Consider the following 23,040-nt stretch of genomic DNA (forward strand, 5'->3'; position numbering starts at 1 on the left):
TGCGGGCGCAACCGCCCGCGGTTGGCAGCTGCCCCTAGTTCGAGGCGTGAAAGACGCGGCCCAGAGAGGCCGGCGCGTTCAGCGCCGCGCGCGCGCGTCCGGCGGACATGACCACCAGCACGAGGATGGTGATCAGATAGGGACTCATCGACAGGACCTCGACCGGGATCGCCGCGCCGGCGGCCTGGAGGTTCAGTTGCAGCACGGTGATCCCGCCGAACAGATAGGCGCCCAGCAGCACCCGCCAGGCCCGCCACGAGGCGAAGACCACGATCGCCAGCGCGATCCAGCCCGCGCCTGCGGTCATGCCCTCGGTCCATTGCGGCACGCGCACGAGGCTCAGATAGGCGCCGCCCAGCCCCGCGCAGGCCCCGCCGAAGGCGATCGCCGTCAGCCGGATGCGGATCACCTTGTAGCCCAGCGCATGCGCCGCCTCGTGGTTCTCGCCCACCGCGCGCAGGATCAACCCGGCGCGGCTGTATTTCAGCAGCATCCAGACCCCGGCCACCAGCGCCAGCGACAGGTAGACCATCAGGTCATGCGAGAACACGATCCGCCCCAGCACCGGCAGGTCCGACAGAAGGGGGATTTCCAGCCGCGGCGTGGCGGGGGCCTTGATGCCCACATAGCTTTGCCCGATCAGCGCCGACAGCCCCAGCCCGAACAGGGTCAGCCCCAGGCCGGTCGCCACCTGGTTCGACATCAGGTATTGCGTCAGCAGCCCGAACAGCAGCGCCAGCGCCGCCCCGCCCAGCGCGGCGCAGACGAAGCCCAGCGCCGGGCTTCCGGTCTCGACCGCGACGACGAAGCCGCAGACTGCGCCGGTGATCATCATCCCCTCGACCCCGAGGTTCAGAACGCCCGATTTCTCCACGACCAGCTCGCCGATCGCGGCCAGCAGGATCGGCGTCGCCGCAACCATCAGAGAGGCGACCAGAAGGACGGGGTTGATTGCCGACAGGTCCATCACGCCACCTCAGGCTTGCCGATGCGGACGCGGTAGTTGGCGGACATGTCCATCGCCAGCAGGAAGAACAGCAGCATCCCCTGGAACAGCTGGATCGCGGCCGAGGGCAGGCCCAGCATCAGCTGCGCCAGTTCGCCGCCGATATAGGTCAGCGCCATCAAGAGCCCCGCCAGCAGGATGCCCACCGGGTGCAGCCGCCCGAGGAAGGCCACGATGATCGCGGTGAACCCGTAGCCCGAGCCGAAATCGATGCTGATCTGGCCCGCGGGCCCCGCGACCTCGAACAGCCCCGCCGCCCCGGCCAGAGCGCCCGACAGCCCCAGGCAGATCAGGATCAGCCGCGCGGGGTCCACCCCGGCGAAGCGCGCCGCCCGCGGGCTCTGCCCCGTCAGCCGGATCTGGAAGCCCAGCATGTGCCGGTTCAGCAGCACATAGGCGAAGATCACCGCGACGAAAGCCGTGACCACACCCCAATGCATGCCGGTGTTGGCGATCAGCTCGGGGTTGGCCGCGGCCGCCCATTGCTGCAGGTTGCGCGACCCGGGAAAGCCCATCCCCTCGGGATTGCGCAGCAGCCCCGACGACACCGAGGCCAGGATGTTCTCGGCCACATACACCAGCATCAGCGAGACCAGGATCTCGTTGGTGCCGAAGCGCGTCTTCAGCACCGCCGGGATCATCGCCCATCCCCAGCCGCCAAGCGCGCCTGCCGCCACCATCAGCGGGAAGAGCAGGAAACTCTCCGACGGGTAGAGGGCCAGACCCGCGCCCGCCCCGCAGATCGCCCCCATGATGTATTGCCCCTCGGCCCCGATGTTCCAGATCCCGGCCCGGAAACCGAGGCTCAGGCCGATCGCGATCAGGATCAGCGGCCCCGCCTTGACCATAAGCTGCGGCCGCGAATAGGCGGCGAAGCTTTCATGGAACAGCGGGTCCCAGAAAATCGTCCGGATCGCCTCGACCGGGTCCTTGCCCAGCGCCGCGAACAGGACCGCGCCCGCCGCCATCGTGGCCAGCACTGCGAGAACGGGTGTGAGCCCCGCCCAGAACCGCGAGGGCGCGGGGCGCTTCTCCAGCCGGATCATGCAACCTCTCCCGCGGGGGCGGGCCGGGAGCGCAGCGCCATGAGTATTTTGACCAAGAAGAAGCCCCCTTCTTCTTGACGGGAAATACTCCCGCCGGAGGCATGAAAGTTCTTCTCACCCGTCCACATGCGCGACCTCCATGTCATGGGCGCCACCCATCATCAGGCCGATCTCCTCGAGGGTGAGGCCGTCGGCGGGGCGCGGCGCGGTAAGCCGTCCCTCGTTCAGCGCCGCGAAGCGGTCGGAGATTTCCAACAGTTCGTCCAGGTCCTGGCTGATCACGATCACGGCCGCGCCGCTGGCCGCGAGGTCCAGCAGCGCCTGCCGGATCGCGGCGGCGGCGGCGGCATCGACGCCCCAGGTCGGCTGGTTCACCACCAGCAGTTCGGGGCGCTGCAGCACCTCGCGTCCGATCACGAATTTCTGCAGGTTCCCGCCCGACAGCGCCCGCGCCGCGTTGCCGGCCCCCGGCGTGCGGACGTCGAAGGTCTCGATGATCTTTTCGGCGAAGGCGCGCGCGGCGGGCCATTTCAGGAAACCGTTGACCGCGAGGCCTTGCCGGATGGCCGCGGTCAGCAGGGCGTTCTCGGTCAGGCTCATGTCGGGGGCGGCGGCGTGGCCGAGGCGCTCCTCCGGGGCGGCCAACACCGCGATACGGCGGCGCGGGTTGGGGTCGAGATGGCCGATTGGCGCCCCGTGAAGGCGGATTGCCTCGGGCCGGGTCTGCGCCTCGCCCGACAGCGCCGCCAACAGCTCGTCCTGCCCGTTTCCGGCGACGCCGCCGATGCCCAGCACCTCGCCCGCGCGCACGCGAAAGGAGATGTCCCGCAGCGGCGTGCCGAAGGGCGAGGCGGGGGGGAGCGACAGGCCGTCGAGTTCCACCACCACCTCGCCCAGCGCGCGTTTGGCGCGTTCGGGGCGGCGCAGCTTGGCGCCCACCATCATCTCGGCCAGTTCGGCCGCGGATTTCTCACGCGGGTCGCAGCTGTCCACGACCTTGCCCAGCCGCAGGATGGTGGCCGCGTCGCAGAGTGCGCGGATCTCCTCAAGCTTGTGCGAGATATAGAGGATCGCCGTGCCCTCGGCCGCGAGCTTGCGCAGGGTCTCGAACAGGATCCCGACCTCCTGCGGCGTCAGCACCGAGGTCGGCTCGTCCATGATCAGCAGCTTCGGGTCCTGCAGCAGGCAGCGGATGATCTCCACCCTCTGCCGTTCGCCCGCCGACAGGTCGCCCACGATCCGCCCGGGATCGAGCGGCAGGCCGTAGGTCTCGGACACCTCGCGGATGCGCGCGGCGAGCTGGTGCTGGGGCGGCGGGGCCTCCATGCCGAGCGCCACGTTCTCGGCCACGTTCAGCGCCTCGAACAGCGAGAAATGCTGAAACACCATCGCCACTCCTTCCGCGCGCGCGGCACGCGGCTCGGCCGGCTCAAAGGGCGCGCCGCGCAGGGTCATGCGGCCGGAATCGGGCTTCACCAGCCCGTAGATCATCTTGACCAGCGTCGATTTCCCGGCACCGTTCTCGCCCAGCAGCGCATGGACCTCGCCCGGCATGACGTCGAAGGAGACATGATCGTTGGCCACGACGCCCGGATAGGCCTTGGTCAGCCCCTCGACGGTCAGAAGCGGTGTCACCTTGCGGCATCCTTTGCGGCTTGGGTGGCAGTCGAAGGGTTTAGTAGCTCGGCGGCCACGCCCACGGCAATGGCCTGGGGATGCTTACCTAGCGTCGGCTGCCCGATCGGACAGCGGATGCGGGAGATTTGGGCGTCCGAATGGCCGAACTGCCGCAGCCGCTTGCGAAACCGTGCCCATTTGGTGGCCGATCCGATCAGCCCGGCGCGGGCAAAGCCGTGGCCCAGCAACCGGTGGCACAACTCCAGGTCCAGCGCGTGGGAATAGGTCAGGATCAGGTGCTCGGCGCCGCGCGGCGCATGGGGCACCAGATCGGCGGGGTTGGCGGCGATCAGCTGCGTCACCCCTTCGGGGATTTCCTCGGGGAAGCGGCCAGAGGAACTGTCCACCCAGGTGATCGCGACATCCGGCAGGGGCGCCAACGTGCGGACCAGCGCCCGCCCGACATGGCCCGCGCCGTGGATCCAGAGCGGCCGGGCAGGGGGCGAGATCGGCTCGATCATCCAGCCCTGCGTGAGCTGCGGCCGCGGCGCCTGCCCGCCGCCGCGCGCCTGCGCCAGCACACGCCGCACCGCCAGCGGCGGTTCCGCCGGCCCCGCCACCGGGCGGGCGAAGACCGTCCCCTCAGGCACCGCCTCGAATACCTCGGTCAGCAGCCGCACCGCGCCGCCGCAGCATTGCCCCAGCGCCGGCCCCAGCGCGCGCCGCTCCAGCCGTCGCGCAGGCCCGCCCGCCAGCATCGCCCGCGCCGCCCGCGCGGCCTCGTATTCCAGCGCTCCGCCGCCGATCGTGCCCGTCTGCCCGCCGGGCCAGACCAGCATCGCCGCCCCCACCTCGCGCGGGGCCGAGCCTTCCACGCCTGCCACCACCACCCGCGCCACTCGGGGGTGTGCGGCCAGTGCGCGGCCCAGGGATGCGGCGTCGAAGCTCATCCCCGCGCCACCCGGTTCACCGCCGCCAGCACCCGTTCCGGCGTCGCCGGCGCGTCGAGCGCCGGGTAGCCCGGCCCGCAGGCCGCCACGGCATCCGACAGCGCCATCAGCACCGAGATCCCCAGCATGAAGGGCGGCTCGCCCACGGCCTTGGAGCGATAGATCGTCTCCTCCCGGTTCTCGTTCTGCCACAGCGCCACGTTGAAGATGTCGGGCCGGTCGGAACAGGCCGGGATCTTGTAGGTCGAGGGCGCGTGGGTCATCAGCCGCCCCTTGCCGTCCCAGACCAGCTCCTCGGTGGTCAGCCAGCCCGCGCCCTGCACATAGCCGCCCTCGACCTGGCCGATATCCAGCGCGGGGTTCAAAGACGCCCCGGCGTCATGCAGGATATCGGCGCGCAGGATGCGGTGCTCGCCGGTCAGCGTGTCGATCACCACCTCCGACACCGCCGCGCCATAGGCAAAATAGAAAAACGGCCGCCCCACGCCCCGCACCCTGTCCCAGGCCAGTTTCGGCGTCTTGTAGAAGCCGGTGGCGCTCAGGCTCACCCGCGCCTCGTAAGCACTCCTCACGGCCTCGGCGAAGCGCATCTCCTCACCACCGACGAACACCTTTCCGGCCTCGAAATGCACCTTGCGCGGCTCGGTCTGGAAGCGCCCGGCCAGATGCGCCGCGACCCGGTCGCGGATCTCGTCGCAGGCCGCCTTCACCGCCAATCCGTTCAGGTCCGACCCCGAGGAGGCCGCCGTGGCCGAGGTGTTGGGCACCTTCGCGGTGTCGGTCGCGGTGATCTTCACCGCCTCCATCCCCACGCCAAAGGCGCTGGCCGCCACCTGCGCCACCTTCTGGAACAGGCCCTGGCCCATCTCGGTCCCGCCATGGTTCAGATGGATCGAGCCGTCCTGGTAGACATGCACCAGCGCGCCCGCCTGGTTCAGATGCGTCAGCGTGAAGGAAATCCCGAATTTCACCGGCGTCAGCGCGATCCCGCGCTTCAGCACCGGGTGCGCCGCGTTCCACTCGGCCACCGCCGCCCGCCGCGCGGCGTATTCGCTGCTCTCCTCCAGCGCCGTCACCATCTCGTGCAGGACGAAATCCTCGACCACCTGCCCGTAGGGCGTCACGCCCGGCTCTTTCTTCTGGCCGGAAATATCCTCGGGGGGGCTCGCCGCAGGCGAGCGGGGGGCAGACAGCCCCCCTCCCGCCCCGGGGTAGAAATTCCGCCGCCGCACCTCCAGCGGGTCGAGACCGAGGCGATGCGCCACATGATCCATCACCCGCTCGATCCCCACCATCCCCTGCGGCCCGCCGAAGCCGCGGAAGGCGGTGGCCGACTGGGTGTGGGTCTTCAGCCGGTGGCTCTCGATCCGTACCGCGGGCAGCAGATAGGCGTTGTCGGCATGCAGCATGGCGCGGTCGGCCACCGGCAGGCTCAGATCCTGCGCCCAGCCGCAGCGCGCGTAATGCACGAACTCGACCCCCGCCAGCCGCCCCGCGCCGTCGAAGCCGGCGCGGTAGGCAATACGGAAATCGTGCCGCTTGCCGGTGATCACCATGTCGTCGTCGCGGTCATAGCGCATCTTGCAGGGCCGGCCGGTCAGGGCTGCTGCCACCGCCGCCGCCACGGCCAGCGCGTTGCCCTGGCTTTCCTTGCCGCCGAAAGCCCCGCCCATGCGGCGGGTCTCCACCCGGACGGCATGCATGGGAACGCCCAGCGCCTCGGCCACCTTGTGCTGGATCTCGGTCGGGTGCTGGGTCGAGGCATGGACCATCATGTCGCCGCCTTCCTGCGGCAGGGCGAGCGCGACCTGGCCTTCAAGGTAGAAATGCTCCTGCCCGCCGGTCTCGATCACGCCCTCGATCGCATGCGCCGCCCCCGCGATTGCCGCCGCCGCATCGCCGCGCGACCAGATCAGGGGCCCGCCCTCGAACCGCGAATTGGCCGCCAGCGCCTCATCGATGGTCAGGATCGCCGGTTTCTCGCGATAGCGGAGCTTGCCCAGCCGCGCGGCCTTGCGCGCCGCGATGTGGCTCTCGGCCGCCACCAGGAAAAGCGGCTGGCCGCAATAGAACACCTCGCCCTGCGCCAGCAGCGGCTCGTCATGGGCCGCTGCCGAGACGTCATTGGCGAAGGGCAGGTCTTCGGCCGTCAGAACCGCGACCACGCCCGGCGCGGCGCGCACCGCCGAAAGGTCCATCTCCACGATTCCGCCCCGAGCAATCGTGCTCAGGCCGAAAGCCAGGTGCAATCCATCGCCCGGCACGGGGATGTCGTCGACATAGCGCGCTTCACCGGTCACATGCAGGCGCGCGGCGTCATGGGGCAGGGGCCGGGTCACGCTCATGCCCGCACCTCCAGCACGTTGATGGCCGCGCCCAGATCCTCGAGGAAACAACGCGAGAGCATGTTGCGCGCGGCCGCCAGCCGGTAGCCGGCCGAGGCGCGCATGTCCGACAGTGGCGCGAAATCCCGCGCCCAGGCGCCGTTGGCCGCGGCCAGCGTCTCCTCGTGCCAGGGTTTCCCGGTGATCGCCGCCTCGACGGCCCGGGCGCGTTTGGGCACGCCGGCCATGCCGCCGAAGGCGATGCGCGCGGCCTCCACCCGGCCGTTGCAGATGGTCAGGTTGAAGGCGCCGCAGACCGCCGAGATGTCCTGGTCGAAGCGTTTCGACAGCTTGTAGACCCGCAGTCGGTCGGGCTGGCGGGGAAGGGTGACGGCCTCCACGAACTCGCCCGGCGCGCGGTCCTGCCGGCCGTAATCAAGGAAGAAATCCTCGAGCGCGATCTCGCGGCGCGCCTCGCCCCGGCGCAGATGCAGCCGCGCGCCCAGCGCGATCAGCGCGGGCGGCGTGTCGCCGATGGGCGAGCCGTTGGCGATGTTGCCCCCGACCGTGGCCACGGCGCGCACCTGGGCCGAGGCGAAGCGGCCGATCATGGCGGCGAAGGAGGGGTGGAATTCGGCCATGACCGCGCCCAGTTCGGCGATGGTGACACCGGCGCCGAGGCGAATTTCGGTCTCGGATACCTCGACCTCCCGGAGATCGGCGCAGCCGTTCAGGAAAGCCACCGGCGCGAGGTCGCGCAGCTGTTTCGTCACCCACAGCCCGACATCGGTGGCGCCGGCGATCAGCGTGGCCTCGGGGTGGGCCTGATACCACCCTGCCAGTTCGTCGGATGTCGCGGGGCGGAAGGCGCCGGAGGCAGGGGGGCTGTCTGCCCCCCGCTCGCCTGCGGCGAGCCCCCCCGAGGATATTTCGGGCCAGAAGAAGGAGGGGTCGGAGACGGCCGCAAGGTCGGCCTGCATCCAGTTGGGGACGGGGTGATCGGCGGCGGCATGGGCCGCGCGCAGGATCGGGGCGTAGCCGGTGCACCGGCAGAGGTTGCCGGCGAGCGCGGCGTCGTAATCGCTTTCGCCGTTCAGATGGGCCGCCGCCAGCGACATGACGATCCCTGGCGTGCAGAAGCCGCATTGCGAGCCGTGATGGTCGATCATCGCCTGCTGGACGGGGTGGGGTTCGCCATCTGGGCCGGAGAGCCCCTCGACGGTGCGCAGCGCCTTGCCGTCGAGTTGCGGCAGGAACAGGAGGCAGGCGTTCAGGGCGCGGCTGCCCCTGACGTCGGTGACCATCACCGTGCAGGCGCCGCAGTCGCCCTCGTTGCAGCCCTCCTTGGTGCCGGTCAGGCGGCGGCTCTCGCGCAGCCAGTCGAGCAGGCTGCGGGTGGGGGCGGGGTCCGCGAGGCGGACGGTCTCTCCGTTCAGAAGAAACGCGATCTCGGGCATCTGGAATCCAGGGCCGCTGTCTGTTCGGCGGTTTTCCCGCGTTTTCCCCGGCCCGATGCGGCGTAAGGCCGGGCTCTCCCTGTCGGATCGCCACCAGCAAAGCCGGTGCCGGGCGGTTTGGCAAGTGCCGCGTTCCGGCGGTCGCGGGCGAAAGACCTTCAGGTATTTCCTGAAAATCGGAATGGCTTTCCCCGGCATCGCGGCTTGGCTACTGTGCCGCCATGAGCAGCCCCCGATTCATCCATCTCCGCCTGCATACGGAATATTCGCTCCTCGAAGGGGCGGTCCGGGTCAAGAAGCTGCCCGGCCTGTGCGAGGCCGCGGGGATGCCCGCGGTGGCGGTGACCGACACCAACAACATGTTCGCGGCGCTGGAATTTTCCGTGATGGCGAGCGGCGCGGGGGTGCAGCCGATCATCGGCTGCCAGGTCGATCTGGCCTATGAGGCGGCCGCACCCGGCGAGCGGCCCCGCGCGCCCGCGGCGCTGGTGCTGCTGGCGCAGGACGAGACGGGCTACATGAACCTCATGAAGCTCAATTCCTGCCTTTACCTGCGCGGCGACGGGCAGGAGCCGCATGTGACGCTGGAGGAGCTGGAGCGGCATTCCGACGGCGTGATCTGCCTGTCCGGCGGGCCCGAGGGGCCGGTCGGAGTGCAATTGCAGGCCGGCCAGAGGGCCAAGGCCGAGGCGCTGCTGCAACGCCTTGCGGCGGCCTTTCCCGACCGCCTCTACGTCGAGTTGCAGCGCCACCCCGGCGAGGGCGGCCAGCTGACCGAGGCCGAGCGCCTGACCGAGCGCGGCCATGTCGAGATGGCCTATGAGATGGGCCTGCCGCTGGTCGCGACCAACGACGTCTATTTTCCCGCCTCCGACATGTACGAGGCGCATGACGCGCTGATCTGCATCGCCGAGGGCGCCTATGTCGATCAGGCCGATCCGCGCCGCCGCCTCACGCCGCAGCATTATTTCAAGTCGCCCGAGGAGATGGCCGCGCTGTTCGCGGACCTGCCCGAGGCCGTCGCGAACACCGTCGAGATCGCCCGGCGTTGCGCCTACAAGGCGGAGAAGCGCGCGCCGATCCTGCCGAAATTCGCCGATGACGAGGTCGAGGAGCTGCGCCGCCAGGCCAACGAGGGCCTGCAAAAGAGGCTGGCTGTGATCCCCCATGCCGTGCCGGTGGAGGAGTATCGCAAGCGGCTCGATTTCGAGCTCGACATCATCGAGGGCATGGGCTTCCCCGGCTATTTCCTGATCGTCTCCGACTTCATCAAATGGGCCAAGGAGCATGACATCCCGGTGGGGCCGGGGCGGGGCTCGGGCGCGGGCAGCCTGGTCGCCTATGCGCTGACCATCACCGACCTGGACCCGCTGCGCTACAGCCTGCTGTTCGAACGCTTCCTCAACCCGGAGCGGGTCTCGATGCCCGACTTCGACATCGACTTCTGCATGGATCGCCGCGAGGAGGTGATCCATTACGTCCAGGAGAAATACGGTCGCGACAAGGTGGCCCAGATCATCACCTTCGGCGCGCTGCTGTCGAAGGCGGCGGTGCGCGACGTGGGGCGCGTGCTGCAGATGCCCTATGGCCAGGTGGACCGGCTGTCCAAGTTGATCCCGGTGGAGGGGGTGAAGCCCGTCTCCATCAAGCAGGCCCTGATCGACGAGCCGCGCCTGCGCGAGGAGGCCCGCAACGAAGAGGTCGTGGACCGGCTGCTGACCTATGGCCAACAGGTCGAGGGGCTGCTGCGAAACGCCTCGACCCACGCGGCGGGCGTGGTGATCGGCGACCGGCCGCTCGACGAGCTGGTGCCGCTTTACCAGGACCCGCGCTCGGACATGCCGGCGACCCAGTTCAACATGAAATGGGTGGAGCAGGCGGGCCTGGTGAAGTTCGACTTCCTCGGCCTCAAGACGCTGACCGTCATCCAGGGCGCGATCAACCAGATCCACGCGCAGGGCCGTCCGCTGCACATCGCCGCCGACGGCACGCAGCTTTACGAGCCCGCCGAGGGGGCGGAGAACGACATCGGGCATATCCCGCTCGACGACGAAAAGACCTATCGCCTCTATGCCAACGCCAAGACCGTGGCGGTGTTCCAGGTGGAAAGCTCGGGCATGATGGATGCGCTGCGCCAGATGCGGCCCACCTGCATCGAGGATATCGTGGCCCTCGTGGCGCTCTACCGCCCCGGCCCGATGGAGAACATCCCCACCTATTGCCAGGTGAAGAACGGCCAGAAAGAGCGCGAATCCGTCCACCCGCTGATCGACCACATCCTTGAGGAGACCCAGGGCATCATCGTCTACCAGGAGCAGGTGATGCAGATCGCCCAGGTGATGGCGGGCTACAGTCTTGGCGGCGCCGACCTGCTGCGCCGCGCCATGGGCAAGAAGATCAAGGAGGCGATGGACGCCGAGCGCCCGAAATTCGTCGGCGGCGCCAAGAAGAACGGGGTGGACCAGAAGAAGGCCGAAGAGGTCTTTGCCCTGCTGGAGAAATTCGCCAACTACGGCTTCAACAAATCCCACGCCGCCGCCTACGCGGTGGTCAGCTACCAGACCGGCTGGCTGAAGGCGAACCACCCGGTGGAGTTCATGGCGGGCGTCATGAACTGCGATATCCACCTCACCGACAAGCTGTCGGTCTATGCCGAGGAGGTGCGCCGGGGGCTGGAGATCGAGATCATCCCGCCCTGCGTGAACCGTTCGGACGCGGTGTTCAAGGTGGCCGAGCAGAAACTGGTCTACGGCCTCGGTGCGCTTAAGAACGTGGGCGTCGAGGCGATGAAGCTGATCGTCGAGGGCCGCGAGGGCAAGCCCTTCGCCACGCTCTACGATTTCGCCCGCCGGGTGGACCTCAAACGCATCGGCAAGCGCCCGATGGAGATGCTGGCCCGCGCCGGCGCCTTCGACCAGATCGATCCCAACCGCCGCCGCGTCTTCGACAGCATCGAGGCGCTGATCGGTTATTCCGCCGCGATCCACGAGCAGCGCAACTCGGCGCAGGTGTCGCTGTTCGGCGAGGCCGGCGACGACCTGCCCGAGCCGCGGCTCTCGCCGGTGGCCGACTGGCTGCCCAACGAGAAACTGGCCGAGGAGCACAAGGCGATCGGCTTCTACCTCTCCGGCCACCCGCTCGACGACTACATGGGTCCGCTGAAGCGCAAGAAGGTGATGACCCTGCAGGAATTGCAGGCGGCGGCGCAGTCCGGCCCCACGGTGGCGAAACTCGCCGGATCGGTCGCCGGACGGCAGGAGCGCAAGTCGGCCAAGGGCAACCGCTTCGCCTTCGCCCAACTGTCGGACCCGACCGGGCTTTACGAGGTCACGCTGTTCTCCGACGTGCTGGAGGCGTCGCGCGATCATCTGGAGACCGGCTCCAACGTGGTTCTCACGGTCGAGGCGACGCTGGAAGGCGACCAGCTGAAGCTGCTGGCGCGCGCGGTGCAGCCGATCGACATCGTGGTGGCGGATGCGGGTGGCATGGGGCTGAAGGTCTTTGTCGATGACGCGGGCGCGGTGCAGGCAGTGGCGGGTCTGCTGGTCCGCGCCAGGGGCGAAACCGGGCTGAGGGGGCGCGGCCCGATCCAGTTCTGCCTGATGGATCCGGCCCTGCCCGGCGAGGTCGAGATGGCGTTGGGCGAATTCCCGGTGAACCCGCAGATCAAGGGCGCGATCAAGTCGCTGCCCGGCGTGATGGCGGTGGAAGAGGTCTGAGCGCCCGCCGCCCCGCCATTGCGCGCGCCCGCCCGGCGCTGCTAAATGGCCCCGTCCCGCCGTCCGAGGAGCCCCGATGACCTCCCGCCAATTGCCCCGCGTCGTTCTTGTCGGCTTCAACAAATGCGCCACGCGCAGCTTCGCCCGCCTGTTCGAGGGCGCAGGCCACCCATCGCTGCACCACAAGCTGCGCCGGCCGCTGCGCCGCTCGCGCACCGTGGCCCGGATCATGCGCGACAACCTCGCCGCCGGCCGCAAGGCGTTCCACGGGATCGAGGAGTTCACCTTCTACTCCGATCTCGTCTATGTCACCGACAAGGTGGCCTTCGAGGGCAACTCGGCCTATCGCGAGATCCTGCGCGACTATCCCGACACGATCCTGATCCTGAACCTGCGCGACCGCGAGGAATGGATCCGCTCGCGCATGAAACACGGCCACGGCGAATTCGCCGACCGCTACGGCAAGGCGCTGGGCCTGCGCTCCTTCGAAGAGGTGCAGGAGCATTGGCGCAGGATGTGGGACGAGCATGTCGCCGGCGTTCGCGACTTCATGTCCGACAGGCCGGGCCAGCTGATCGAGTTCGACATCGACCATGACCGGATCGAGGATCTGATCGCGAAACTGCCGCAATACGACCTGCGGGCCGAGGATTGGGGCGTCACCGGCCAGTCCCGCGGGCGCAGAATGTCGCCGCGCGTGGCGCGGGCGAAACGCGTCTGGGCGCATTTCCGCGCCCGGCCGCGCCGTTAGTCCGTAAAGCTCAGGACCGCCAGCGCGGTCGCGGTCAGGGCCAGCGCCGCCCCGGTCTTGCCCAGCCGCGCCATCAGCGCCGGATCGGGGGGCGATTTGCGCGCCATGCCCCAGAAGGTCAGCACCTGCGCCGCGCCGGAGACCGCCGTCAGCGCCACCACCGCCGCGATCTTGGCCCAGAAGAACAGCGGCAGCGCGGCCCAGCCGTCATAGCGCGCATAGACCAGCGCCAGGCCCGACACCCACAGCAGCGCCAGCGCCAGCGCCGCAGCCATGCCCACCTGCCGCATCGCACCTGCCAGTGCCGCCTTCGCCGGCCCCTCGGCCGCCTGCATCCGGCGCAGGGCGATCAGGTTCGCCACGCCGCCGCCCACGCCGACGGCCATCGCTAGGATATGGACAAGTCTCAGGAGGGTGATCATGGCGCCGGCTCCGTTCTGCTTGCGTCCGCTTTCAGCCTAGGCCGCATCGGGGCCGGCCGGCAAGGGCTTACCAATGCGGCGGCTTCTGGTCGGCCAGCGGGATGGTGCCGCCCAGATCGACCTCGCGCTCGGCCTCGCGCTGCATCAGCATGGCCACGCGCCGGGTCAGCACGTCGATCTCGCGCTGCTGGCGGGCGACCACGTCCGACAGGTCGTCCACCGCCGCGATCAGATGTGCGATGCGCTCTTCCAACAGGGTCGTGTCGCTCATTTCCGTTTCCTCTTCGTTGCTGCGCGTGGCCGCGCCACCTTGCTCCTTTGGCGCCCATCCGCTATGCCCCGCGCGAACCCACACCAAGGGACGACAAGCGATGGCCAAGGACAAGAAACCCCGGCGCCCCCGGGCAGAGGCGCCCAAGGGCTTCCGTGACTATTTCGGCGCGGAGGTGACCGAGCGCAAGCAGATGCTCGACCAGATCGCCGAGGTCTATCATCGCTACGGCTTCGATCCGCTGGAAAGCTCGGCCGTGGAGACGCTGGAGGCGTTGGGCAAATACCTGCCCGATGTCGACCGCCCCCATGCCGGGGTCTTCGCCTGGCAGGAGGACGAGGGCGACTGGCTGGCGCTGCGCTACGACCTGACCGCGCCGCTGGCCCGCGTCGCCGCGCAGTTCCGCAACGACCTGCCCAGCCCCTACCGCCGCTACGCGATGGGGCCGGTGTGGCGCAACGAAAAGCCGGGCCCGGGCCGGTTCCGCCAGTTCTACCAATGCGACGCCGACACGGTGGGCGCGGCCACGGTCGCCGCGGACGCCGAGATCTGCGCCATGCTGTCCGACACGCTGGAGGCCGTGGGCATCCCGCGCGGCGACTACATCGTGCGCGTCAACAACCGCAAGGTCCTGAACGGCGTGATGGAGGTGGCCGGCGTGCTCGACCCCTCGGACCCGTCGAAATTCGAGCACGAGCGCGGCATCGTCCTGCGCGCCATCGACAAGCTCGACCGGCTGGGCCGCGACGGAGTGCGGGCCCTGCTCGGGGAAGGGCGCAAGGATCCATCAGGCGATTTCACAGAAGGTGCACGCCTTAGCAATTTACAGGTTGAAGTGATTATGCGCTTCGTGGATGCCTACAATGTTGTCGATAGCCGACTCGCACAGGAGGGAAGCCGAGCGCTAGAACTCGCTCCAGAATATGCGAGAGAATTGGACAGAGCGCGATATTCAGTCTCTCCAACTTTCAACGATGAGCGGCAGTATTTCCACAGCCAGAGGGCAATTTGGAATGCGCGCATGCTTGATTATCTCCAAGAGATCATTGGGAACTCAAATATCGGGTTCTCTGGGGTCCAGGAACTTCGCGAAATTGAGGAGCTTCTTGAGGCGCAGGGTTACTCATCAGATCGGATTTTGATCGACCCCTCGGTGGTGCGCGGCCTGGGCTATTACACCGGCCCGGTCTTCGAGGCCGAACTGACCTTCGAGATCACCGACGAAAAGGGCCGCCCGCGCCAGTTCGGCTCGGTCGCCGGCGGCGGGCGCTACGACGACCTGGTGAAACGCTTCACCGGCCAGGCCGTGCCCGCGACCGGCGTGTCGATCGGGGTGGACCGCCTGCTGGCCGCGCTGCGCGCCAAGGGCCGCATCCACGGCAACATGCAGGGGCCGGTGGTGGTCACCGTGATGGACCGCGACCGCATGGCCGATTACCAGGCCATGGTGGGAGAGCTGCGCGCGTCCGGCATTCGCGCCGAGGTCTACCTGGGCAACCCCAAGAATTTCGGCAACCAGCTCAAATACGCCGACAAGCGCCGCTCGCCCGTCGCCGTGATCGAGGGCGGCGACGAAAAGGAACGCGGCGTCGTCCAGATCAAGGACCTGGTGCTGGGCGCCAAGATCGCCGAAAGCGCCACGCTGGAGGAGTGGAAGGAGCGCCCCTCGCAATTCGAGGTGCCGCGCGGCCAGCTGGTCGCCGAGGTCCGCCGCATCCTGGCCGGAGAGAGCTGATGACCGACAAGGCCAAGGTCCGCGCCCAGGCCGAGCGGCTCCAGGCGTTCTTCACCGGCGCAGGCGCGCGGGTGGTGGAGGCCGACATCCTGCAGCCCGCCGAGACCCTGCTCGACCTCTACGGCGAGGACATCCGCGCGCGCGCCTATGTCACCTCCGACCCGCTGCGCGGCGAGATGATGCTGCGCCCGGATTTCACCGTGCCGGTGGTGCAGCAACAGATGGCCGAGGGCACCGCCACGGGGGCCGTCACCTATATGGGCGAGGTCTTCCGCAAGCAGGAGCACGAGGGCGCGCGCGCCAGCGAGTATATCCAGGTCGGCTACGAAACCTTCGGCGACGCCGACGAAGAGGCCGCCGAGGCCAAGGTCTTCGCGCTGTTCGACGAGGTGCTCTCGCCGCTGTCGCTGCGCGCCGCGACCGGCGATATCGGCATCCTGATGGCGGCGGTCGAGGGGTTGTCGACCTCGGATCGGCGCAAGGCGGCGCTGAAGCGCCACCTGTGGCGGCCGCGCCGCTTTCGCGCGCTGCTCGACCGCTACGGCGGCCGCAGCCCGGTGCCCGAGACCCGCACCCGCCTGCTGGAGAAGGCCCGCAAACAGGGTGCCGCCGCAGTGGCCGATGCCGCCGGACCCGCGATCGGCCTGCGCTCGCGCGCGGAGGTGACGGCGCGGATCGAGGCGCTGCTGGCCGATGCCGCCGAGCCGCCGATCTCGGGGAACGAGGTGGCGATCCTCGACCACATCCTGAGCTTGCGCGAGACCTCGGTGAACGCGCTGGAGCAGCTGCGCGACATCGCCGTGGACCTGCCCAACATCGCCCCCGCCGTCACCCGCATGGACCGCCGGCTGGAGGCGCTGTCGGGTCAGGGCATCGACGTCTACGCGCTGGATTTCGAGGCCAGCTACGGCCGGACCACGATGGAATACTACGACGGCTTCGTCTTCGGCTTCTACGCCGAGGCGCGGCTGGACCTGCCGCCGGTGGCCACCGGCGGGCGCTATGACGCGCTGACACGGGTGCTGGGGCAGGGGCGCTGCCTGCCGGCGGTGGGCGGCGTGGTGCGCCCAGAGCTGGTGCTCACCCTGACCGAGGAGGCCGGGCAATGACGCTGAAACTGGGCGTTCCGTCCAAGGGCCGGCTGATGGAAAAGACCTTCGAATGGTTCGCGGGCCACGGCGTGGTGCTGAAGCGCACAGGCTCGGACCGCGAATATGCCGGCGCGGTCGAGGGCGTGGACGGGATCGAGCTGGTGCTGCTCTCGGCCGGCGAGATCCCGCGCGAACTGGCCGCGGGCCGCATCCACCTCGGCGTGACCGGCTCGGACCTGGTGCATGAGAAGATCGCCGACTGGGAGGGCAAGATCCGGGCGCTGGCGCCGATGGGCTTCGGCCATGCCGACCTGATCATCGCGGTGCCGAAGGCCTGGGCCGACGTGGATACGCTCGACGATCTCGACGCCGCCGCCGCCGCCTTCCGCCGCGATCACGGCTTCCGCCTGCGGATCGCCACGAAATACCACCGCCTGGTGCGCGAGTTCCTGCGCGGCGCGGGGGTGGCGGATTACCAGCTGGTGGACAGCCAGGGCGCAACCGAGGGCACGGTCAAGAACCTCACCGCCGAGGCCGTGGCCGACATCACCTCGACCGGCGAGACGCTGCGCGCCAACCATCTCAAGATCCTGTCCGACGGGCTGGTGCACAAGAGCCAGGCGACGCTGTTCAAATCCCGCCGTGCCGACTGGGAGGGTGGCAACCGCGAGCGGTTCCAGGCGCTGGCCGCGCGGCTGGGGGTCGACGGCTGACGGCCACGTTCGGGGCCGGGAGCCGACGCTCCGGCCTGCGCGACGCGGTCGCGATCGACGGTCCATTTCGAAGGCCCCGTTCAGGGGATCCCCGGCGCAAGCGCGCCCGGCCCGCGCGGCGTCGCGGCTGAACGCCTCGCCGGGGCCGGTCGGATCGGCCCTCGCCGGCCACTCCGGGTGCCCGTGCCTCGGCGGGTGGGCCGACTCACGGCAAATCCGCCGGAACGTCCTGCTGTTTTTCCCCATCCCCCGGCGCGGCCGGGCATGCACGCGCCAATCGGCCGGCGTGCCTTCCGCGTGCCCATGAATGTCGATGACCTGATGGGATTGCGCGCCTCTCCCGGTCAGCGAAGCTTGGCGGAGAACTCCGGCTGCAGACGGGCCGGTTTTCCGGGGCGGCGCAGGGTCTGGCCGGGATGGGCCTGCCCCGGGCGGCGTGCCGGGGAGGGGGCGGCCCGGGGCTCAGGCGCCCCGGGCACAGCTGTCATCTGGACCGCGCGACAACCGCCGCGCTCAAGGGCGGGCCTCTTCAGGCCTGCAGGCTGCGCACCCCGATTTCGCCCTCTTCGCGCGCGCGGATCGCCAGTGCGGCAGAGTGGCTGGCTGCGGCGGTGGTGAAATAGGGGATCTTGTCATAGAGCGCCACGGCGCGGATTTCGCGGCTGTCCTCGACCGCCTGCGCGCCCTCGGTGGTGTTGAAGACCAGCGCGATCTCGCCGTCCTTGAGCATGTCCACGATGTTCGGCCGGCCCTCGTAGACCTTGTTGACCACCGCGCAGGCCACGCCCGCGGCTTTCAGGAAGGCCGCGGTGCCGCGGGTGGCGACGATCTCGAAGCCGAGCTCGGCCAGCACCTGCGCGGCCTCGATCATCAGCGGGCCCTTGTCGGCCTCCTTGATCGAGATGAACACCCGGCCGCCCTCGGGCAGGTGGGTGCCCGCGCCCAGTTGCGCCTTGAGGAAGGCGCGCGGGAAGGAGCGGTCCCAGCCCATGACCTCGCCGGTGGAGCGCATCTCGGGGCCGAGGATGGTGTCCACGCCGGGGAAGCGGGCGAAGGGCAGCACCGCCTCCTTGACCGAGAACCACGGGGTCTTGGGATCGGCCAGCGTCATCGGGTCGGCCATCGGCACCTCGGTCGCGCCTTCGGGATAGGGCGCGCGCATCGGGAAGGCCGAGAGCTTCTCGCCCGCCATCAGCCGCGCCGCGATCGAGGCGATGGCCGAATCGGTGGCCTTGGCGACGAAGGGCACGGTGCGCGAGGCGCGCGGGTTGACCTCGATGAGGTAGATCTCGCCGTCCTTGACCGCGAACTGCACGTTCATCAGGCCGACCACGTGCAGCGCCCGGGCCAGAGCCACGGTCTGGCTCTTCAGCTCTTCGACGATGGCGTCGTCCAGCGAATAGGGCGGCAGCGAACAGGCGCTGTCGCCCGAGTGCACGCCGGCCTCCTCGATATGCTGCATGATGCCGGCGACATGGACGTTCTCGCCGTCGCAGAGCGCATCGACATCGCATTCCACCGCGCCCGAGAGGTAGCTGTCGAGCAGCACCGGGCTGTCGCCCGAGACCACCACGGCCTCGGAGATGTAGCGCTCCAGATGCGCCATGTCGCGCACGATCTCCATCGCGCGGCCGCCCAGCACATAGGAGGGGCGGATCACCAGCGGGAAGCCGATCTCCTCGGCCGCCTTCAGCGCCTGCGCGTCGGTCGAGGCGATGGCGTTCTTGGGCTGTTTCAGGCCCAGCCGGTTGACCAGCGCCTGGAAGCGCTCGCGGTCCTCGGCGAGGTCGATCGCGTCGGGCGTGGTGCCGAGGATCGGGATGCCGGCCTCTTCCAGCGCATCGGCCAGTTTCAGCGGCGTCTGGCCGCCGAACTGCACGATCACCCCGTGCAGCGTGCCCTTCTCCTGCTCGGCGCGCAGGATTTCCATCACATGCTCGAAGGTCAGCGGCTCGAAATAGAGCCGGTCCGAGGTGTCGTAGTCGGTCGACACGGTCTCGGGGTTGCAGTTGATCATGATGGTTTCGTAGCCCTGCTCGCTGAGCGCGAAACAGGCGTGGCAGCAGCAGTAGTCGAACTCGATGCCCTGGCCGATCCGGTTCGGGCCGCCGCCGAGGATGACGACCTTCTTCGCCTCGGACGGCCGTGCCTCGCATTCGACCTCGCCCATCACGGGGGATTCGTAGGTGGAATACATGTAGGGCGTCTGCGCCTCGAATTCGGCGGCGCAGGTGTCGATGCGCTTGAACACGGCGGTCACGCCAAGGTTCTGGCGGGCGCGGCGGACCTGCGCCTCGTCGCGGCCGGTCAGCTTGGCCAGCCGGGCGTCGGTGAAGCCCATCATCTTGAGCGCCCGCAGCCCTTCCTCGGTCATCGGCAGGCCGTTCTTGCGGATCTTCGCCTCGGCCTCGACGATCTCGCGGATGCGGGCCAGGAACCACGGGTCGAAGCTGGTGACGGCGTTGATCTCGTCATCGCTGAGGCCGTGGCGCATGGCCTGGGCGATGGTGCGCAGCCGGTCCGGCGTCTGCCGGCTGATCGCCTTGATCACGGCGGCCTTGTCGGGGGCGCCCTCGATCTCCACCTCGTCGAAGCCGGTCAGGCCGGTCTCCATCGAGGCCAGTGCCTTTTGCAGCGATTCGTGGATGGTGCGGCCGATCGCCATCGCCTCGCCCACCGATTTCATCGCGGTGGTCAGCAGCGGCTGGGAGCCGGGGAATTTCTCGAAGGCGAAGCGCGGGATCTTGGTCACCACATAGTCGATCGTGGGCTCGAAGCTGGCCGGCGTGACCTTGGTGATGTCGTTGTCGAGTTCGTCCAGCGTGTAGCCCACGGCCAGCTTGGCCGCGATCTTGGCGATCGGGAAGCCGGTGGCCTTGGACGCCAGCGCCGAGGACCGCGACACCCGCGGGTTCATCTCGATCACCACCATCCGGCCGTCCTTGGGGTTGACCGCCCATTGCACGTTGGAGCCGCCGGTCTCGACCCCGATCTCGCGCAGAACGGCGATCGAGCCGTTGCGCATCATCTGGTATTCCTTGTCGGTCAGCGTCAGCGCGGGCGCCACGGTGATCGAGTCGCCGGTGTGCACGCCCATCGGATCGATGTTCTCGATCGAGCAGACGATGATCGCGTTGTCCGCCTTGTCGCGGACGACCTCCATCTCGTATTCCTTCCAGCCCAGCAGGCTTTCATCCACCAGGATCTGGTTGACCGGCGAGGCATCCATGCCGGTGCGGCAGAAGTGCTCGTAATCCTCGCGGTTGTAGGCCACGCCGCCGCCGGTGCCGCCCAGGGTGAAGGCGGGGCGGATGATGGCGGGCAGGCCGATGTCCTCCAGCGCCTCCAAGGCCAGGCGCACGCCCGCGTTCAGGTCGGTCTTGCCGTTCTCGCCCTTGGGGGCGGTGATGATGGTGGCGCGGGGGTTTTCCAGCCCGATCCGGTCCATCGCCTCGCGGAACAGCTTGCGGTCTTCGGCCATCTCGATGGCCTCGCGCTTGGCGCCGATCATCTCGACCCCGAATTTCTCCAGAACGCCCATCTCTTCGAGCGCGAGCGAGGTGTTCAGCCCGGTCTGCCCGCCCATGGTGGGCAGCAGCGCGTCGGGGCGCTCCTTCTCGATGATGCGGGCGACGACCTCGGGGGTGATCGGCTCGATATAGGTGGCGTCGGCCAGGCCCGGATCGGTCATGATCGTCGCCGGGTTCGAGTTGACCAGGATCACCCTGTAGCCTTCCTCGCGCAGCGCCTTGCAGGCCTGTGCCCCGGAATAGTCAAACTCGCAGGCTTGCCCGATGACAATGGGCCCTGCGCCGATGATCATGATGGATTTGATATCGGTTCTTTTCGGCATGTCGCGACCCCCGGACTGGCAAATTGATGCGGTTTATAACTATGCGCGGCGGGGGTGCAAGTCCTGTTGGCACGCGGTCGCCGGCGCATTATGGCGCATGTCGTGGATTTTCACCTCTGCCGGAGCGCAAGATGTCCGACCCCCTCACCCCACGCCCCGGCCGCGCCCGGCTCTGGGCCGAGTTCGCCGCCTTCTACATCCTGGCGCCGCTGGGCATGGCGCTGCTGCTGCCGCCGGCGCTGATGTTCCCCATGCTGTTCGCGATGACCGGCCTCGGGCTGGCGCTGCTGAACGTGACCGAGGGCTTCCGCTGGGCGGAACTGCGCCAGGGGATCGACGCGATCGACTGGCGCGCGGTGGGGGCGTTCGCGGCGGTCACGCTGGCGGTGTGCCTGGGCGTGATCCTGTCGAACGAGCCCGGGGTGTTGTTTTTCATGCTCCGGGAACGGCCGCTGCTGCTGCCGGTCATCATCGCGCTCTACCCCGTGGTCTCGGCGTTGCCGCAGGAGTTGGTCTACCGGCCGCTCTTCTTCCGCCGCTACGGCGCGCTGCTGCCGGGGCTGAAGCCGGCGCTGCTGCTCAACGCGGCGCTGTTTTCGCTGGCGCATCTGATGTACTGGAACTGGGTCGCCGCGGTGATGAGCTTTTTCGGCGGGCTGGCCTTCGGCTGGTCCTACGAGGCGCGGCGCAACTTTCCGCAGGCGGTCGTGCTGCATGCGGTCGCGGGCTGGATCATCTTCACCCTCGGGCTGGGCGTCCATTTCTATTCCGGCAACGTGCAGCGCCCGTTCTAGGAATAGAGATAATCGCGCGTCAGCGGCACCGCGTCCTGGCGGCGCGCCAGCTGAAACTGGAACACTGTCTGCTTGTTGGCGCGGAAGGACATCTCCGAGGCCACGAGGTAATAGCGCCACATCCGGCAGAACCGCTCATCATATAGCGCGCGGGCCGTCTCCTCGCGCGCCTTGAAGCGGTCGTGCCAGTGGCGCAGGGTCTCCGCGTAATGCAGGCGCCAGACCTCGATGTCGGTGATCCAGAGCGGCTCTTTCTCGATTTCGGTCAGAACCTCGGACATCGCCGGCACATAGCCGCCGGGGAAGATGTATTTCAGGATCCACGGGCTGGTCGATCCGGGCGGGTCCATCCGCCCGATGGTGTGGATCAGCGCCACGCCGTCCTCGGTCAGCTTGTCGCGGATATGGCCGAAATACTCGGGGTAATGCGGCACGCCCACATGTTCGAACATGCCGACCGAGACGATGCGGTCGAACTGCCCGGTGACCTCTCGGTAATCGGTCAGGCGGAATTCGACCCGGTCCGACAGCCCTTCGGCCTCGGCGCGGGCCTGCGCGATCCTGTGCTGCTCCTCGGACAGGGTCACGCCCAGCACCTCGGCGCCGTGGTCGCGCGCCAGCGTCAGCCCCATGCCGCCCCAGCCGCAACCGATATCCAGCACCCGCATCCCCGGCTCGATCAGCAGCTTGCGCGCGATATGCGCCTTCTTCTGCGCCTGCGCCTGTTCCAGCGTGTCGTGCGGGTTGCGGAAATAGGCGCAGGAATATTGCCGGTCCTCGTCGAGGAACAGCTCGTAGAGCGCGCCCGACAGGTCATAGTGGTGCGCGACATTCTCGCGCGCCTTGCCGACGGGGTTGTATTGCTGGAGCTTTCGCAGGGCCTTGCGCAGGGCATGGTTGACCTTGATGGGCAGACCGGTGGCGCCATTGGCGCGGTTGCCAAGGATCAGCCCGAGAAAACCGTGCAGGTCGTCCCCCCCGATGGTGAGCGTGCCGTCCATATAGGCCTCGCCCACCGCCAGGTCGGGGCTCAGCACGATGCGCCGGGGCAGGGCGGCATCGTGCATTTGAACCGCGATCTCCCCTCCGCCCGCGCCATAGCTGCGCACCGAACCGTCGGGCCAGGCCAGCCGCAGCCGCCCCTTCCGGATGAGGCTCTGCAACATCTGGTCAAGCAGCCGGTCCCACATCGGCCTTCTCCCTGTCTGCGCGCCCGCAACTTGTTGTTCTCACTGGGCGCTTTTTTCCGGCAGTCTGCCGCCGGCGGGGCGATGTGTCCAGCCTTCCGGCA

Annotated in this window: 16 protein-coding genes; 6 read left to right on the top strand and 10 right to left on the bottom strand. The window is 68.7% G+C overall.

Annotated elements, in window-relative coordinates:
• Positions 1-34: 34 nt before the first annotated feature.
• The 6 genes from KCI33_RS12105 to xdhA form a co-directional block, all read right to left on the bottom strand.
• Positions 35-967, bottom strand: a complete 933-nt coding sequence (locus KCI33_RS12105) for an ABC transporter permease (protein WP_212525059.1) — start codon at positions 965-967, stop codon at positions 35-37.
• Entirely contained in the window at positions 967-2,052 is a 1,086-nt protein-coding gene (locus tag KCI33_RS12110; RefSeq protein WP_212525060.1) for an ABC transporter permease, read from the bottom strand. Before KCI33_RS12110 ends, KCI33_RS12105 begins: the two co-directional genes overlap by 1 nt.
• Positions 2,053-2,166: 114 nt before the next feature.
• Positions 2,167-3,687 (bottom strand): ABC transporter ATP-binding protein, encoded by a 1,521-nt coding sequence (locus tag KCI33_RS12115; protein ID WP_349252206.1) that lies wholly within the window; start codon positions 3,685-3,687, stop codon positions 2,167-2,169.
• Positions 3,684-4,619 (bottom strand): xanthine dehydrogenase accessory protein XdhC, encoded by a 936-nt coding sequence (xdhC, locus tag KCI33_RS12120; protein WP_212525061.1) that lies wholly within the window; start codon positions 4,617-4,619, stop codon positions 3,684-3,686. Before xdhC ends, KCI33_RS12115 begins: the two co-directional genes overlap by 4 nt.
• Positions 4,616-6,964 carry a xanthine dehydrogenase molybdopterin binding subunit gene (xdhB, locus tag KCI33_RS12125; RefSeq protein ID WP_212525062.1) on the bottom strand — a complete coding sequence of 783 codons (2,349 nt, stop codon included), beginning with the start codon at positions 6,962-6,964 and terminating at the stop codon, positions 4,616-4,618. The genes xdhC and xdhB overlap by 4 nt, the downstream gene beginning before the upstream one ends.
• Complete coding sequence (gene xdhA, locus KCI33_RS12130; RefSeq protein WP_212525063.1) at positions 6,961-8,400, bottom strand: xanthine dehydrogenase small subunit; 1,440 nt, start codon at positions 8,398-8,400, stop codon at positions 6,961-6,963. The genes xdhB and xdhA overlap by 4 nt, the downstream gene beginning before the upstream one ends.
• 221 nt (positions 8,401-8,621) lie before the next feature.
• On the opposite strand from xdhA, the gene dnaE reads away from it, so the two are divergent.
• Both dnaE and KCI33_RS12140 read left to right on the top strand, forming a co-directional pair.
• Complete coding sequence (dnaE, locus tag KCI33_RS12135) at positions 8,622-12,119, top strand: DNA polymerase III subunit alpha (protein WP_212525064.1); 3,498 nt, start codon at positions 8,622-8,624, stop codon at positions 12,117-12,119.
• 76 nt (positions 12,120-12,195) lie between these two features.
• Positions 12,196-12,870 carry a sulfotransferase gene (locus KCI33_RS12140; RefSeq protein WP_212525065.1) on the top strand — a complete coding sequence of 225 codons (675 nt, stop codon included), beginning with the start codon at positions 12,196-12,198 and terminating at the stop codon, positions 12,868-12,870.
• On the opposite strand, the gene KCI33_RS12145 is transcribed toward KCI33_RS12140, so the two are convergent.
• Positions 12,867-13,292 (bottom strand): hypothetical protein, encoded by a 426-nt coding sequence (locus KCI33_RS12145; RefSeq protein ID WP_212525066.1) that lies wholly within the window; start codon positions 13,290-13,292, stop codon positions 12,867-12,869. The genes KCI33_RS12140 and KCI33_RS12145 overlap by 4 nt on opposite strands.
• A gap of 67 nt (positions 13,293-13,359) precedes the next feature.
• Positions 13,360-13,563 carry a SlyX family protein gene (locus tag KCI33_RS12150; protein ID WP_212525067.1) on the bottom strand — a complete coding sequence of 68 codons (204 nt, stop codon included), beginning with the start codon at positions 13,561-13,563 and terminating at the stop codon, positions 13,360-13,362.
• Positions 13,564-13,663: 100 nt separating this feature from the next.
• On the opposite strand from KCI33_RS12150, the gene hisS reads away from it, so the two are divergent.
• Genes hisS through hisG form a run of 3 tightly spaced genes read left to right on the top strand, consistent with a single transcriptional unit; the run spans position 13,664 to position 17,102 of the window.
• The gene (gene hisS / locus KCI33_RS12155) at positions 13,664-15,298 is read left to right on the top strand and encodes a histidine--tRNA ligase (protein ID WP_212525068.1); all 1,635 of its coding nucleotides are present in this window, start codon (positions 13,664-13,666) and stop codon (positions 15,296-15,298) included.
• Positions 15,298-16,407, top strand: a complete 1,110-nt coding sequence (locus tag KCI33_RS12160) for an ATP phosphoribosyltransferase regulatory subunit (RefSeq protein ID WP_212525069.1) — start codon at positions 15,298-15,300, stop codon at positions 16,405-16,407. The genes hisS and KCI33_RS12160 overlap by 1 nt, the downstream gene beginning before the upstream one ends.
• Entirely contained in the window at positions 16,404-17,102 is a 699-nt protein-coding gene (gene hisG, locus KCI33_RS12165; RefSeq protein WP_212525070.1) for an ATP phosphoribosyltransferase, read from the top strand. The genes KCI33_RS12160 and hisG overlap by 4 nt, the downstream gene beginning before the upstream one ends.
• Before the next feature lie 529 nt (positions 17,103-17,631).
• Here hisG and carB read toward each other — a convergent pair.
• Positions 17,632-20,955, bottom strand: a complete 3,324-nt coding sequence (gene carB, locus KCI33_RS12170; protein ID WP_212525071.1) for a carbamoyl-phosphate synthase large subunit — start codon at positions 20,953-20,955, stop codon at positions 17,632-17,634.
• 131 nt (positions 20,956-21,086) lie between these two features.
• Between carB and KCI33_RS12175 the strand changes: the two genes are divergently transcribed.
• Entirely contained in the window at positions 21,087-21,749 is a 663-nt protein-coding gene (locus KCI33_RS12175) for a CPBP family intramembrane glutamic endopeptidase (protein ID WP_212525072.1), read from the top strand.
• On the opposite strand, the gene KCI33_RS12180 is transcribed toward KCI33_RS12175, so the two are convergent.
• Positions 21,746-22,939 carry a cyclopropane-fatty-acyl-phospholipid synthase family protein gene (locus KCI33_RS12180; protein WP_212525073.1) on the bottom strand — a complete coding sequence of 398 codons (1,194 nt, stop codon included), beginning with the start codon at positions 22,937-22,939 and terminating at the stop codon, positions 21,746-21,748. The two genes, KCI33_RS12175 and KCI33_RS12180, sit on opposite strands and share 4 nt — an antisense overlap.
• Positions 22,940-23,040 lie beyond the last annotated feature (101 nt).

It is taken from the genome of Actibacterium sp. MT2.3-13A (assembly GCF_018139985.1).
Classification (GTDB): domain Bacteria; phylum Pseudomonadota; class Alphaproteobacteria; order Rhodobacterales; family Rhodobacteraceae; genus JAGSOU01.